The organism is Isoptericola sp. NPDC056618 (assembly GCF_042792715.1).
GTDB classification, from domain to species: domain Bacteria; phylum Actinomycetota; class Actinomycetes; order Actinomycetales; family Cellulomonadaceae; genus Isoptericola; species Isoptericola nanjingensis.
In genome coordinates this window covers 177,813-191,335 of the sequence record NZ_JBHTVZ010000007.1, presented here as the reverse complement: position 1 = coordinate 191,335, position 13,523 = coordinate 177,813, and the positions used below count along the sequence as shown (strand labels likewise).

Annotated in this window: 12 protein-coding genes; 4 read left to right on the top strand and 8 right to left on the bottom strand. The window is 76.7% G+C overall.

Annotated features, from left to right (window positions below):
• Window positions 1–44: 44 nt before the first annotated feature.
• Together ACFQ8T_RS11530 and ACFQ8T_RS11525 are read right to left on the bottom strand one after the other, a co-directional pair.
• Window positions 45–689 carry a hypothetical protein gene (locus ACFQ8T_RS11530; protein WP_430546667.1) on the bottom strand — a complete coding sequence of 215 codons (645 nt, stop codon included), beginning with the start codon at window positions 687–689 and terminating at the stop codon, window positions 45–47.
• Window positions 689–2,200 (bottom strand): PspC domain-containing protein, encoded by a 1,512-nt coding sequence (locus ACFQ8T_RS11525; RefSeq protein ID WP_430546666.1) that lies wholly within the window; start codon window positions 2,198–2,200, stop codon window positions 689–691. The genes ACFQ8T_RS11530 and ACFQ8T_RS11525 overlap by 1 nt, the downstream gene beginning before the upstream one ends.
• Before the next feature lie 137 nt (window positions 2,201–2,337).
• Here ACFQ8T_RS11525 and ACFQ8T_RS11520 point away from each other — a divergent pair, with 137 nt between their 5' ends.
• Both ACFQ8T_RS11520 and ACFQ8T_RS11515 read left to right on the top strand, forming a co-directional pair.
• Window positions 2,338–3,657: a PspC domain-containing protein gene (locus ACFQ8T_RS11520; RefSeq protein ID WP_430546665.1), complete on the top strand. Its 1,320-nt coding sequence runs from the start codon at window positions 2,338–2,340 to the stop codon at window positions 3,655–3,657.
• Window positions 3,654–4,340: a LuxR C-terminal-related transcriptional regulator gene (locus tag ACFQ8T_RS11515; RefSeq protein ID WP_430546664.1), complete on the top strand. Its 687-nt coding sequence runs from the start codon at window positions 3,654–3,656 to the stop codon at window positions 4,338–4,340. Before ACFQ8T_RS11520 ends, ACFQ8T_RS11515 begins: the two co-directional genes overlap by 4 nt.
• On the opposite strand, the gene ACFQ8T_RS11510 is transcribed toward ACFQ8T_RS11515, so the two are convergent.
• The 4 genes from ACFQ8T_RS11510 to ACFQ8T_RS11495 are packed head-to-tail and all read right to left on the bottom strand — an operon-like array spanning window position 4,306 to window position 9,038.
• Complete coding sequence (locus ACFQ8T_RS11510; RefSeq protein WP_430546663.1) at window positions 4,306–5,049, bottom strand: sirohydrochlorin chelatase; 744 nt, start codon at window positions 5,047–5,049, stop codon at window positions 4,306–4,308. The genes ACFQ8T_RS11515 and ACFQ8T_RS11510 overlap by 35 nt on opposite strands.
• Before the next feature lie 55 nt (window positions 5,050–5,104).
• Window positions 5,105–6,463, bottom strand: coding sequence for a uroporphyrinogen-III C-methyltransferase (gene cobA, locus ACFQ8T_RS11505; protein ID WP_430546662.1), 1,359 nt, complete (start codon window positions 6,461–6,463; stop codon window positions 5,105–5,107).
• A complete protein-coding gene (locus ACFQ8T_RS11500; RefSeq protein WP_430546661.1) occupies window positions 6,460–7,311 on the bottom strand; it encodes a phosphoadenylyl-sulfate reductase in 852 nt (283 codons plus the stop codon). Before ACFQ8T_RS11500 ends, cobA begins: the two co-directional genes overlap by 4 nt.
• The gene (locus ACFQ8T_RS11495) at window positions 7,308–9,038 is read right to left on the bottom strand and encodes a nitrite/sulfite reductase (protein WP_430546660.1); all 1,731 of its coding nucleotides are present in this window, start codon (window positions 9,036–9,038) and stop codon (window positions 7,308–7,310) included. Before ACFQ8T_RS11495 ends, ACFQ8T_RS11500 begins: the two co-directional genes overlap by 4 nt.
• Window positions 9,039–9,442: 404 nt before the next feature.
• Between ACFQ8T_RS11495 and ACFQ8T_RS11490 the strand changes: the two genes are divergently transcribed.
• Together ACFQ8T_RS11490 and ACFQ8T_RS11485 are read left to right on the top strand one after the other, a co-directional pair.
• Window positions 9,443–9,814, top strand: a complete 372-nt coding sequence (locus ACFQ8T_RS11490; RefSeq protein WP_430546659.1) for a hypothetical protein — start codon at window positions 9,443–9,445, stop codon at window positions 9,812–9,814.
• 28 nt (window positions 9,815–9,842) lie between these two features.
• Window positions 9,843–10,325 carry a DUF456 domain-containing protein gene (locus tag ACFQ8T_RS11485; RefSeq protein ID WP_430546658.1) on the top strand — a complete coding sequence of 161 codons (483 nt, stop codon included), beginning with the start codon at window positions 9,843–9,845 and terminating at the stop codon, window positions 10,323–10,325.
• Between the two features lie 7 nt (window positions 10,326–10,332).
• Here ACFQ8T_RS11485 and ACFQ8T_RS11480 read toward each other — a convergent pair whose 3' ends face one another.
• The gene (locus ACFQ8T_RS11480; RefSeq protein WP_430546657.1) at window positions 10,333–10,608 is read right to left on the bottom strand and encodes a hypothetical protein; all 276 of its coding nucleotides are present in this window, start codon (window positions 10,606–10,608) and stop codon (window positions 10,333–10,335) included.
• Between the two features lie 60 nt (window positions 10,609–10,668).
• Entirely contained in the window at window positions 10,669–13,479 is a 2,811-nt protein-coding gene (locus ACFQ8T_RS11475; protein ID WP_430546656.1) for an AAA family ATPase, read from the bottom strand.
• Window positions 13,480–13,523: the final 44 nt, after the last annotated feature.

The window sequence follows — 13,523 nt, the reverse complement described above, 5'->3', positions numbered from 1 at the left end:
GCGGTGACCCTCGGGTCACCGCCGCGTCGTCGTGACGGTGCGCGTCAGCGGGCGGTCGTCGGGCGGCGTCGGCGGCGCACCGCGCTCACCACGGAGCCGATCACCAGCAGGGCTCCGGCCGCGGCGAGCAGCACGATCGCGGCCAGCTCGACGTCGATGTGCGCACCCGCGGCGTTGGCCACCAGGCCCACGCCGAAGGCGACGACGAGGAAGCCCCACACGATCGTGCTCGCCCGCGGGCCGGTGCTGGCGGGCGGCTCGTCCACGGGGGCCGGTGCCACCGGGGTCGCGGGCACCGCCTCCGCCGGCTCGGACGAGGCCCACCCGGACGAGGCCGGCTCGGGCGTCGGCTCGGGCACGGTGGCGCCGTAGCCCGGGGCGGGTGTGCGCGGCACGGTCGCCGCCGGCCGCGTGGACGCGTCCTCGGCAAAGGCGGGTTCCGCGGGCCGCTCCGGCTGGTCGAAGATCGACAGCGGGTCGTCCGGCCCCGCCACGGGGAACGCGCGGGTGTCGCCCGAGGCCGGGAAGGCCCGGGTCTCGTCGGCCGCGGGCAGGGCCCGCGTCTCGTGGGCCGCGGGCAGGGCCTGCGTCTCGTCGGCCGCGGGCAGGGCCTGGGTCTCGTCTGCGGCCGGCAGGGCCTGGGTCTCGTCCGGCTCGGGGCCGGGCGTGGTGGGCTTGTCGTCGCTCATCAGGACTCCTCGATGGTCAGGTTGCCGGCGCGCACGCCGACGTCGAGCAGCAGGCGGGCGCCGTCGGCCTCGCGAGCCTCCTCGGTGGTGAACCGCACGGGACCGTTGGTGTAGGTGTTGACGGAGCGGTCCTGGCCGTCCACGAACCACTCGGCGTTGCCCGCGATGACCTCGACGTCGGCCTCCACGGCCGTGCCGTCGGGGATCAGGACGGTCGCGTTGCCGGCGGAGATCGTGACGGGGACGACGACGGGGTCGTCCAGCGGGACGTCGGTCAGGTCGAGGTCGGTGAGGTCGATCGTCGCGTCGCCGAAGCGCACGTGCACGCCCTCCTCGGCCTCGGCGGCCGTCGTCGGGTGCAGGGTGCCGTCGCTGACGACGGCGGCTGCGCCGGGCTGCTGCGGCGCGGCGTCCCAGAGCTCCCAGGAGGTGCGGTCCCCGGCGAAGGGCCAGGTGAGGACACCGGCGATCAGCGCGAGGATCGCGAGGAACGTCAGGCCGCCGCCGCGGCGGCCCCGCAGGCCCGTCACGACGAGCCCGGCCCCGAGGATCACGATCGAGGCGCCCAGCCACGTGGGCCCGAGCGGGAGACCGAGGTTCCCGGTGCGGTCGGCGACGAGGAGCAGCGCGCCGGCGAGCAGCACGAGCCCGAGGACGATGCCGACCGCTGCTGCGCCGGGGCCCCGGCGCACGGGGCGCGGGGGCCGCGGCGGGCGCGGCGCGACGACCGGCGCCGCCGGGGGAGCGGCCGGGGCGGGCGCGGCGGCCCAGGTGCCGGACGGCGCCGCGGGCGCGGCGTCCCAGGCGCCGGAAGGGCTGGCGGGCTCGGCCGGCGGCTGCGGCGCCGGGGGAGTCGTCAGGTACGGGGCGGGCGGGGCCGGCGTGAAGGAGCTCGCGGACGAGGGCCCGCCCCCGGCGGGGTCGTCGGTCGTGCCCGGCGCGGGCGCGGCGGGGTAGGGCGGAGCCGCGGGGTAGGGCGGCGCGGGCGGGGCGCCGGGGCCCCCGTTCCCGGGGCGGCGGTCGCGGATCAGCTTGACGACCAGCCAGACGATCCCGACCCAGACGGCCACCCACAGGAGCGCGCCGATCCACTCGATCCCGAAACCCCACCAGCTCAGGCCGTCGCCCCAGGCGAAGCCGACGATGAGGGCGACGACCGCCCCGAGGAGCGCGACGTCGAAGTCCCCGCGGAACGCCTGCTGCAGATGGATGCGGCCGTCCCGCTCCGGGAGCAGCGCCCACGCGATCGCGTAGATGACGATGCCCGCGCCGGTGAGGAAGAAGCTGAGGATCAGCAGGCCGCGCACCAGCAGCGGGTCCAGGCCGAAGCGCTCGGCCACGCCGCCCGCGACGCCGCCGACCCAGCGGTTGTCGGACCGGGTGACGCCCATGCGGCGGATGGAGTCGAAGAAGCCGTCGCCGGTGCGGCGCGGAGGGGTGCCGCCCGCGGCGGGGGCGCCACCGGGTCCGGGCTGCGGCCCGGGCGGCTGGGGGAGGTCGTCGGTGCTCATGGCTCCATCCTGGCGATCGGGGAGCCCGCGCGGCATCGGGTGCTGCCCTGACACGACCCTGATTCGGGGTGCCGGGCGACCCTGAAACCTCGAGATCGTGCGCCCCGGGGCGCCCCTGACGTGCCAGGATCGGGAGCATGACCACCGAGCGACCCCTGCGCCTCCCGCTGCGCCGGCCCCCCCAGGGCCGGGTGCTCGGCGGCGTCGCCGCGGGCCTCGCCGCCCACCTGGGGATCCCGGTCCTGGTGGTGCGCCTCGCCTTCCTCCTGCTCACGCTGGTGGCGGGCGCGGGCGCGGTGGCGTACGTGTTCTGGTGGGTGACCGTGCCGTCGGGCGACCCGCGGCAGGCCGCCGACACCACGCCCACCTCCATGCAGCGGCTCGCGCCGCGGCTGCGCCTGCGGGGGCCGGTCGCGGCCCTGCCCGTGCGGGACGTCCTCATCGGGGCGGCGCTCATCGCGGGCGCCTTCATCCTCGTCGCGATCCGCGCGGGATGGGACGTCGGGGCGTCGTGGGTGCTGCCGGCGCTCGTCGCCGTGGGCGGCCTGGCGCTGGCGTGGAGCCAGCTCGACGCCGCGCACCGTGGCCGCGCCGGGGACGCCGGGTCGGGCACCCGCCGCTCGACGCTCGTGCTGCGGCTCGTGGGGGGTGTCGTCCTCGTCATGGTGGGGGTGCTGCTGCTCATCGGCCAGGACGCCCCCGTGCCCGTGCTGCTGCAGGCGGCCGTGGCGTCGCTCGCCGTCCTCGCGGGCGCGGCGCTCATGCTGGCGCCCTGGTGGCTGCGGCTGGTGCGCGAGCTGGGCGACGAGCGCGCCGCTCGCGCCCGCGAGGCGGAGCGCGCCGACATCGCCGCCCACCTGCACGACTCCGTCCTGCAGACCCTCGCCCTCATCCGCTCGCGCGCCGACGACCCGGAGGCGGTGGCCCGCATGGCCCGCGCCCAGGAGCGGGAGCTGCGCGAGTGGCTGTACACCGACCGCACCGCACCCGGCACGTCGCTCGCGGCGGAGCTGCGCGCCCTCGTCGCGGAGGTCGAGGACGGCCGCGCCGTCGAGGTCGAGTCGGTGATGGTGGGCGACTGCGTCCCCACGGAGGAGACCTCGGCCCTGCTGCAGGCGTCGCGCGAGGCACTGGTGAACGCCGTCGTGCACGGCCGCCCGCCCGTGACGGTCTACCTCGAGGTGACCGACGCCGCCGTCGAGGTGTTCGTCCGCGACCGTGGCGACGGGTTCGAGATGGACGACATCGCGCCGGACCGGTTCGGGGTGCGGGAGTCCATCCTCGGGCGCGTGCACCGGCGCGGCGGCACCGCCGACGTCACCAGCCGGCCCGGCTGGGGCACCGAGGTGCGGCTGCGCATGCCGCGCGACGGGTCGGCCGCGCCGGCGGCGGAGCCCGCCGCCGGCCCCACCGACGCGAACGATCCGAGCACGGCCGACGAAGGAGCACGCACGTGACCACTCCCACCGACGCGACGCCGCAGCCGACGGGGCCGGTCCCCGTGGTGCTCGTCGACGACCACCACATGTTCCGCACCGGCGTGCGCGCCAGCCTGGACGGCCGGGTCCAGGTGGTGGGCGAGGCGGCGGACGTCGACCAGGCCGTGGCCGTCGTGCACGAGCACCGCCCGCCCGTCGTGCTGCTCGACGTGCACCTGCCGGGAGGCAACGGCGGCGGCGGGGCGGAGGTGGTACGGCGCTGCGCGGACCTGCTCGGCGAGACGAAGTTTCTCGCGCTGTCCGTCTCCGACGCCGCGGAGGACGTCGTGGCCGTCATCCGGGCCGGGGCGCGCGGCTACGTCACCAAGAACATCTCGGCGTCCGACCTCTCGGGCGCCGTGGTCCGCGTGGCCGGCGGGGACGCCGTCTTCTCGCCGCGGCTCGCGGGCTTCGTCCTCGACGCGTTCGGCACCGCCGCGGGCGACGTCGCGGTCGCGGACGACGAGCTGGACCGCCTGTCCAAGCGGGAGCAGGAGGTCATGCGGCTCATCGCGCGCGGCTACTCCTACCGCGAGGTGGCGAGCGAGCTGTTCATCTCCATCAAGACGGTCGAGACCCACGTGTCCGCCGTGCTGCGCAAGCTGCAGCTCTCCAGCCGCTACGAGCTCACGCGGTGGGCCGCGGCGCGCCGGCTGCTGTGAGCGCGGCGGCGCGGTAGCGCTCGACGACGACGTCCACGAGCTCGCCGGGCGCGTCCTCGTGCGCGACCAGGAGCGGCGCGGTGGTGGCGTCACCGCCGGCCCGCACGGCGAGGTCGGCGAAGAACCCCGGCGCGAGCAGGTAGGACGCGACGACGACCCGACGGCCCGGGTGCCGGGCCCGCGCGGCGTCGACCACCTCGTGCACGCGCGGGGTGGCGTTCGCGATGTACCCGACGGCGACCGGGCGGCCCAGGCGTCCGGCCAGGCGGGCGGCCGTGGTCTCGCAGTCGGCGACGGCGCGCGCGTCGCTCGACCCGGCGGCGGCCAGGACGACGGTGTCGTCGTCCCGCAGACCCGTCTCGGTGAGGCGCTGCTCGAGCACGTCGACCAGGCGGTCGTCGGGCCCGAGCGCCCCGCCCAGGGTGACGTCGTCGCCGCCCGCGACGGCGGCGTCGACGTCGTCGCGCAGGTCGACGTGCACGTGGTACCCCGCCGACAGCAGCAGCGGCACCACGACGCTCGTCGCCTGGCGGCCCCGCAGCCCGGTCAGGCAGGCCGGGACGTCGGGCTGCTGCACGTCGACGAAGCCGGCGTGCACGGGGACGTCGGGGAGGCGGGCGGCCACGGCCTCGACGAGGGTCGCGACGGCGCCCGCCCCGGTGGCGGACGCCGTCCCGTGCGAGACGGCGAGGAGCGCGGGGACGGTCATGCCGCGACCCTAGGGCGGGCGGCGACCCGCGACGTTGCGCCCGCGTGAACGGCCGTCACGACGACCTCACCGCCGACGCTGCGACGGTGTGAGCGGAGCCGCGGGAGGACACCGGCCCCGTCCACGCCGGGCTGCGGCGCACGACGTCGCCCACGACGGTCACGGCCGGCGCCTGCACGCCCACGGCGCGCGCCCGGTCGGCGATGTCGGCGAGGGTGCCGACGGTGGTGCGCTGACGGGCGCCGAACCCGTCCTCCACGACGGCGACGGGCGTGTCCGCCGGGCGCCCCGCCGCGACGAGGGCGCGGGCGGTGTCCGCGAGCCGGGTGACGCCCATGAGCAGCACGAGCGTGTGGTCGGTGCCGCCCGGGACCTGGCCGACGTCGTCGTGCCCGGTGAGCACGCTGAAGCCGCGGGCGAGCCCCCGGTGCGTGACCGGGATGCCGGCCGCGGCCGGCACGGAGACGGCCGACGTCACGCCGGGCACGACCTCCACCTCGATCCCGGCGGCACGGCAGGCGTCCAGCTCCTCGCCGCCGCGGCCGAAGACGTACGGGTCGCCGCCCTTGAGCCGCACGACGTCGCGCCCGGCGAGCGCGTGCCGCACCAGCAGCGCGGTGATCTCGTCCTGCGGCACGGGGTGGTGCCCGGACGTCTTGCCGACGTCGATCACCTCGACGTCGTCGCCCAGCCCGGCCAGCAGCGAGCGCGGTGCCAGGCGGTCGACGACGACGACCTGCGCCGCGGCGAGCAGGCGCCGTCCGCGCACGGTGATGAGGCCCGCGTCCCCGGGGCCGCCGCCCACGAGCGCGACGCGGCCCGGGCGTGCCGTGCGTCCGTCGCCGTCGCCCGCCGGGCGCACGGCACGCAGCGGCAGGCTGCCGTCGTCGAGCCCGGCCACGACGGCGTCGCGCACGCGCACGGCGCGGCGCGGGTCGCGCCCGGCGGTCACGGCCACGGCGAGGTCGCCCGCGGGCCGGCCGGCGGCGTCCGTCACGGGGGTGCGCGCCACCGCGGGCACCCACGCGGAGCCGAGCTCGGCGTCGCCCGCGGTGACGCAGAAGGTCCGCAGCAGCTCGGCGTCGCCGGCCACGCGGGCGTCCACGTCGGGGTCGCCGGTCGCGGTGTGTACCAGCCACGCGCCGTCGAGGTCGCCGTCGCAGTACCCGCGGGTGATCCGTTCGATCGCGCCGGTGGAGACGAGCGAGGCGAGCTCGGGCACGACGTCGGGCGCGATCACCCGCACGCGGGCCCCCGCGGCGAGCAGGCCGCGCACGCGGCGCAGCGCCACGGGGCCGCCGCCCACGACGATGACGAGGCGGCCGCCGACGCGCAGGCCCAGCGGGTACGTGTCGTGCGGCGGGGCGGGCCGTGCCGGCCGCGACCCGTTCGAGGACCTCTTGCGGGCGCTCATACGTGCAGCCCGCACTCGTCCTTGTCCCGGCCGGCCCAGCGACCGGCGCGGGCGTCCTGCCCGGCCTCGACCCGCTGGGTGCAGGGCTCGCAGCCCACGGACGGGTACCCGTCGCTGAGCAGGGGGTTCACCACGACGCCGTGCGTGCGGGCGTACTCCTGGACCTCCTCGTCGGTCCAGGCCGCAAGGGGGTTGATCTTCACGACGCCGTTGCGCTCGTCGAACGAGACCAGGGGCGCGTTCGCGCGGGCCGCGGTCTCGCCGCGGCGGACGCCGGTCGCCCAGGCCTCGTAGCCCTGCAGGGCCTGCCGCATGGGAGCCACCTTACGCATGGCGCAGCAGGCCTCGGGGTCCCGGTCGTGCAGGCGGGGTCCGTGCCGTGCGTCCTGCTCGGCGACGCTGAGCTCGGGGCGGACGTCGACGACGTCCACGTCCATCTCGATCTCGACCGCGCCGCGCGTGCCGAGCGTCTCCGCGAAGTGGTAGCCGGTGTCGCCGAAGAGCACGTCGACGAACGGGAGCTGACGGGAGACCAGGTGTGCGAGGACGAGGTCCTGCATCGACGACGCGACCGCGAGGAACGGGCCGAACTCCCGCACCGCCCAGGCGACGACCTCCACGGCCGTGGCCTCGGGCCGGTCGCCGTCGGCGTGCAGCTGCGCCTGGCCGCGCTCGACGACGTGGCGCAGCTCCTCGACCGAGCGCCGGTGCCGGGACGCACGCGCGCGCTGCCTGGCCTGGCGCGACTCCTCGCGCGCCGCCGCCCGCGCCCGCACCTCGGCGAGCCGGCCGCCGCCGGCCGGGGACGCGAGGAGCGTCACGGGGGAGGAGATCTCGACGGCGGTCACCGCAAGGCCTCCTCGTCGGCCCGGTGCGCCCACTGGGCGAACGTCTCGCCGCCGTCGTGCTCGGCGTCGTACCGCCGCACGACGCGCTCCACGTAGTCGCCGACCTCCGACGCCGGGACCTTGAGGCCGCGCACCGTGCGGCCCAGCCCGCCGGCGTCGCGCCCCTCGCCGACCAGGCCGCCGCCCAGGTGCACCTGGAAGCCGGGCATCTGCTCGCCGTCGACCGTGATGATCTGGCCCTTCAGCCCGATGTCGGCGGTCTGGATGCGGGCGCAGGAGTTGGGGCAGCCGTTGACGTTGAGCTCGATGGGCCGGTCGAGACGCCCGGTGACGTCGCCCAGCCGGTCCTCGAGCTCGCCGATCACGCGCGCCGCCGTGTCCTTGGTGTCGACGATGGCCAGCTTGCAGAACTCGATTCCGGTGCAGGCGATCGTCGAGCGACGGAACAGGCTCGGCCGGGCGGTGAGGCCGAGGGGCTCCAGCCCGTCCAGCAGCTCGTCGACGCGGTCGGCCGGCACGCCCAGGATCACGACCTTCTGGTGCGCGGTGAGCCGGGCGGAGTCCGCGCCGACCCGCTCGATGAGGTCGGCCAGCCCGGTGAGGGTGTTGCCGCCGACCCGCCCGACGACGGGTGCCGCGCCCACGTAGAACCGGCCGTCCTTCTGCTCGTGCACGCCGACGTGGTCGCCGGGCCGGGTGGCCGGCGCGGGGGCCGGGCCGTCGGGCAGCGCGTACCCGAGGTACTCGCTCTCCAGCACCTCGCGGAACCTCTCCGTGCCCCAGTCGGCGAGGAGGAACTTCAGGCGGGCCTTGTTGCGCAGCCGCCGGTAGCCGTAGTCGCGGAAGATGCGGATGACGCCGTGCCAGACGTCGGGCGCCTGGTCCTCGGTGACGAAGACGCCGAGCCGCTCGCCGAGCCGCGGCGTGGTGGACAGCGCGCCGCCCACCCACAGGTCGTAGCCCGGGCCGAGCTCGGGGTGCACGACGCCCACCAGCGAGATGTCGTTGATCTCGTGCACCACGTCGAGGCTCGGGTGGCCGGTGATCGCCGTCTTGAACTTGCGCGGCAGGTTGGCCAGCTCCGGGTCGCCGATGTAGCGGCGCTTGATCTCGAGGATCACGGGGGTGGGGTCGATGATCTCGTCGGCCGCGATGCCCGCCACCGGGCTGCCGAGGAAGCCGCGGGGGGAGTCGCCGCAGGCGGTGGTGGTCTCCAGGCCCACGGTGTCGAGGCGGCGCCAGATCTCCGGCATGCTCTCGATCTCGATCCAGTGGTACTGGATGTTCTGCCGGTCGGTGATGTCGGCGGACCCGCGCCCGAAGTCGGCCGAGATGCCGCCGAGCACCCGCAGGGCGGCGGGCGAGAGGGGCTGGCCGTCCGAGCGGACGCGGAGCATGAAGTACCGGTCCTCGAGCTCGTGCGGCTCGAGCGTCGCGGTGCGGCCGCCGTCGATCCCGGGCTTGCGCTGCGTGTACAGGCCCCACCAGCGGAAACGGCCGTGCAGGTCGTCGTCGGTGATCGAGTCGAAGCCCTCGCGCGCGTAGGTCGACTCGATGCGCTCGCGGACGCCGAGCGGTGCCGCCTCCTGCTTGAAGACCTCGTTGTGGTTGAGGGGTTCGGTGCCGTCGACCTTCCACTGCCCGTTCGGGCGCGTCGCGCGCGGGGGGCGGACGCGGGCGGGGGCGTCGTCGCTGGTCGGGGCGGGTGCGGTGGTCTGCGTCGTCATCTGGGGGAGTTCCTCGGGTCCTCGGGGGCGGGACGCGCGACGACGAGCGACTCAGCGGGGGTGGGCCGAGGACCGACGGCGCGCGCCGGTGCTCAGGAGCCGCGAGTCCGCGGCGGGGCTGAGGTAGGGCGCGATCAGCGACAGCAGCACAGACAGCTGCGCATGCTGCGACGCACGCACGCCGGCATCTCGTGACGAGTCGTCACGAGGAGGCGGTGCGCGGCCGTGGTCATGGGGATGACCGTAACCGCTCCGGGCGGAGTCGCGCGAGACCAGGTCCACATGGTGGGACCACATGGTGGGACGATGTGGGGGCAGCTTGCGGACGCCTGTCCGGGTGTGATGTGTGACCGGTTGCGGACACCGGTGTCAGATCCCGCTCCGCGCGCGGCTAGGCTGCCCGCATGGAGTTCCTCTACCACGTCTTCGTCGCGCTCCACTTCGTGGGCTGGGCGATCGTCCTCGGTGGCTACATCGCCTCGATCAAGAGCCCCGGCCTCTACCGCGGGGTCTTCCACGGTGCCGCGACCGCGCTCGTCGCCGGCATCCTCATGGTCGGCATCGCCGAGATGAGCGGCATGTGGGACACCGACGGTCCCAGCATGGCCAAGATCGGCGTCAAGCTGGTGATCGCGCTGATCATCGCCGTGCTCGCGTTCGTCGCCAAGCGCCAGGGCTCGAAGGGCGACAACGGCACGGGTGCCGTGGCCCCCGGCCTCAAGCACTCGATCGGCGCCCTGACGCTGGTCAACATCCTGGTCGCCGTCTTCTGGTGACCGTCCACGTGGCCCCGGGGCGGGTGCGATGAGCGTCCTGGGGGAGGTGCTGGTCGGGCTGGCGATCGCCGTCGGCCTGGTCGGCATCGTCGTCCAGGTGCTCCCCGGCAACGTGCTCGTGCTGGGGAGCATCCTCGTGTGGGCGTGGGTCACCGGCGGCACGACGGCGTGGGTGTGCTTCGCCGTCGCCGCCCTGGCGGTCGTGGCCGCCGAGACCGGTCAGTGGCTGCTCGCGGGGCGCCACATGCGCCGGGCCGACGTGCCCTGGGGCACGCTCGCCCTGGCGGGCGTCGCGGGGATCGTCGGGTTCTTCGTGGTGCCCGTCGTCGGGCTCTTCCTCTTCTTCGCCGGGGCCGTCTTCCTCGTGGAGCTGGCCCGACGGCGCGACGCGGCCGTCGCCTGGACCGCCACGCGCGCGGCGCTCAAGGCCACGCTCATCACGATCGGCGTCCAGCTCGCCGGGGGCGTCGTGGCCACCCTCGCCTGGGTGGTCGGGCTCGTGGCGACCTGACCGGGCGTCAGCAGCGCGGTCCTGGGCCGCAGAGGTCCCCGCGTCCGAGGCGGTGCGGCACCAGGTCGGCGGCGTCCTGCGGGGTCTCCACCGCGGGCGGCCGTGCCACGACGCGATCGACGGCAGTGAGGGTGCCGGCCGCGGCCGCGGCCCCGAGCAGCAGCGCGAGGAGGACCTTGCCGGCCTGCGCCCCGTGGACCCTCGGTGAGGTCGTGACCGGCGCGGGGGGCGGGCGCGGAGGGCCGTCGTCCGCCCAGACCTCGAACACCAGCGGAGCTCCCACGACAGCCTCCCGCGTGCTCGGGCCCAGACCGAGTCTCGCCCGCAACGCGGCCCTCCTGCATCAGGTGTTGTCCTTGTCGGGTGGGCCCGGCGCGGGTGACATCCGCGCACCGAGCTCGGCGCGCGACCGGATGCCCAGCTTCGCGTAGGCCCGAGCGAGGTGGGCCTCGACCGTCTTCGGGCTCATCGTCAGCGCGTACGCGACGTCCCGGTTGGTCAGGCCGCGGGCCGCGAGGGTGCAGACGCGCTCCTCCATCGCCGTCAGGGCGGTGCCGCTGCGCGGGCCCGACGACCGGTCGACCTCGTCCTGCGCGACCCGGCACCACAGCGCGCAGCCCACGGCGTCGAGCTCCGCCACCGCGCGGCGGGCCGCGGCCGCGGCGGACGCGCGGCGGCGGCCGTGCCGCTCGAGGCGCGCGAGCGACACGAGCGTGCGTCCCCGTTCCGCGCCGAGATCCGGGGCGGCGAAGCAGGACAGCGCGCGCTCGAGGTATTGGCGCGCGGTCGTGACGTCCCCGGTCGCGGCCGACACGGCCGACCGCCCGCGTGCGAGGACGCCGCGCAGCCAGGCCTCGCCGGCTCGGGCGGCGACCTGCTCGTACCCGTCGAGCACGGCGGCGGCCTCCACGGTCTCGCCGGCCGTGGCGAGCGCCTCGACGAGCTCCGACAGGTGGTGCGGGAAACCCGGGTGGCGGTATCCCGCCGCAGTCAGGAGCCGTTCGAGCGGCCGCAGCAGGGTCACGACGGACGGCGCGTCGCCCGCCGCGAGCAGGACGGACGCCAGTGCCGCGGCCGGGAGCGCGGCCACGTGCGCCGCACCGAGCGCCTCGAACCGCTCGACGGCCCGTCGCGCCGTCGCCGCCGCCGCGTCCGTCCGGCCGGTCCACGCGAGGAGGTGCGCCTCCGCGGTGCGGGCCATGAGGTCGAGCACCGGGCCCTCGGTCCGGCGGGCACGCTCGTCGAGTCGCTCCGCGGCCTCCGCGGCGGTCTCGACCGCACCCACGAGGAGGGCGGCGCGCACGGTGGAGAACTGCACGAACCAGAGGTCGGTCTCCTGGCCGCGGTCGACGCACCGGCGTTCCGCCGCGGCCAGGAGCGGCAGGGCCTCGCCCGGTCGGCCGCTGAAGAGCAGCGCCGACGCGACGTTCACGGTCGGCCAGCGGATCGCCGGGGTGACCCGGTCGGCGCTCTCCAGCGCCAGGGCGCGTCGTGCGATGCGGTCGTGGTAGCCGTGGCCCGCGAGCTGGTCGATCACCACGCGGGCGCCGAGCAGCTCGGCCAGCGCGCCGTCGTCCATCGCCGGAGCGGTCGAGGGAGCGGTCGCCGCCGCGGTCGCCGGGGAGCGGGCGGGGTCGACCGCGGGAAGCTCCGCACGGGCGGCCTCGAGCCGCCCGGAGTTGAGGAGGCAGGTCGCCAGGTCGCCGAAGACGGAGACGTGCAGGTCGGCATCGCCCACGGCCAGCGGGAGGGCGGCGCGCAGGGCGGACACCGCCCCCTCGATGTCGCCGAGCCGGAACCGGGCCTGCCCGACGGTGGCGAGCGCGCCCGCCCGCTCGAGCGGCGCCGTGAGCGCGGGCAGGGCCTCGGACGCGAGCTCGAGCGCGCGGCCGTACGCGTCCGTGCCGAGCCGGTCCGCGGCGGCCTGCAGCAGCCGCTGCGGCGACCGCGCGCCCAGCCCGAGGGCCAGCTCGCCGAGCTCCGCCGCGACGGACGTCGCGCCACGGCTCCGCGCGGCGTCGGCCGCTGCGTCGAGCGCGTCGAGGGTCGCGGGCTCCGGGCCGGCCGCGGCGTACGCGAGATGACGGGCGCGAGCCTCGTCGTCGGCCGCGCCGCCGGCGATCTCCGCCAGCCGCCGGTGCCGCTCGCGGCGGCGGGTCGGCGGAGCGGCGTCGAGGACCCCGAGCGCGAACAGCGGGTGCGCGAAGCGGAGCCGCCCGTCGGCGACGCGCGCGACCCCCGCGTCCTCGGCCGCCGCCACGGCCTCCACGTCCCCGTGGACCGCGGCCAGCGCGTCGACCCGCGCGTCGGCCAGGCACGCCGCCGTGAGCAGGAGGTCGCGGGTGGCGTGCGGGAGGGCAGACAACCGCTCGGCGACCAGCGCTCGCAGGCTCGCCGGCAGGCCGTCCGGGGTGGGGCGCGAGCGCCAGTGCTCCGCGAGCTGGACCGCGAAGAGCGGGTTGCCGTCCGCGGCCTCGACCAGGCGTTCCATCGTCGTCGCGGCGAGGGTCCGCCCCGCGACGTCCCGGGCGACCGCGGTCACGTCGGCCGGCGTCAGCGGCGCGAGTGGTAGATGGGTGAGGCGGCGGGGGTCGGCCGGCTCGATCACGGCGACCGGGACGTCCTCGCCGCCCGCCGGGGCGTCCGAGGTGCGGGCGCTCGTGAGGATGGCGAGCCGGCCGGGCGTACGGCGGCACGCGGACGCGATCGCCTGCCGGCTCGACGGGTCGAGCCACTGGAGGTCGTCGACCGCGACCAGGACGGGCCCGCGTGCCGCCGCGTCGCGCAGCAGCGTGCCCGCGGCCGCGGCGACGAGCTGGGGGCCGCCGCCCGGCCCGGAGGGCTCGACGCCGAGGGCCGCCCGGAGCGCACGCTGCTGCGGCAGCGGCAGGGTGCCGACCGCGTCGGACAGCGGGTCGAGGACCTCCCGCAGGCCCGAGTACTCGAGCCGCACCTCGGCGGGCACCGGCCGGCTGGCGAGCACGAGCACGCCTCGCTCGCGGGCCCGGTCCAGGGCGGCGAGCCACACCGTCGTCTTGCCGATGCCCGGAGGTCCGCTCAGCGCCAGGGCCGCGGGCCCTTCTTCCGCCGCGCCGAGCAGATCGTCGACGGCGACGAGCGCCTCGGACCTCCCCACGACCCGCGGGGAGCCCACGAGGCGACTATCCCATCGGCGGTGCCCGACGAGCCGTGCCCCGG

What these genes read in the sequence shown, in the direction of transcription:
- ACFQ8T_RS11520 (WP_430546665.1), top strand. Translation starts at nt 2,338, where the DNA reads ATGACCACCGAGCGACCCCTGCGCCTCCCGCTGCGCCGGCCCCCCCAG.
- ACFQ8T_RS11485 (WP_430546658.1), top strand. Translation starts at nt 9,843, where the DNA reads ATGAGCGTCCTGGGGGAGGTGCTGGTCGGGCTGGCGATCGCCGTCGGC.
- cobA (WP_430546662.1), bottom strand. Translation starts at nt 6,463, where the DNA reads ATGAGCGCCCGCAAGAGGTCCTCGAACGGGTCGCGGCCGGCACGGCCC.
- ACFQ8T_RS11510 (WP_430546663.1), bottom strand. Translation starts at nt 5,049, where the DNA reads ATGACCGTCCCCGCGCTCCTCGCCGTCTCGCACGGGACGGCGTCCGCC.
- ACFQ8T_RS11530 (WP_430546667.1), bottom strand. Translation starts at nt 689, where the DNA reads ATGAGCGACGACAAGCCCACCACGCCCGGCCCCGAGCCGGACGAGACC.
- ACFQ8T_RS11495 (WP_430546660.1), bottom strand. Translation starts at nt 9,038, where the DNA reads ATGACGACGCAGACCACCGCACCCGCCCCGACCAGCGACGACGCCCCC.
- ACFQ8T_RS11490 (WP_430546659.1), top strand. Translation starts at nt 9,443, where the DNA reads ATGGAGTTCCTCTACCACGTCTTCGTCGCGCTCCACTTCGTGGGCTGG.
- ACFQ8T_RS11525 (WP_430546666.1), bottom strand. Translation starts at nt 2,200, where the DNA reads ATGAGCACCGACGACCTCCCCCAGCCGCCCGGGCCGCAGCCCGGACCC.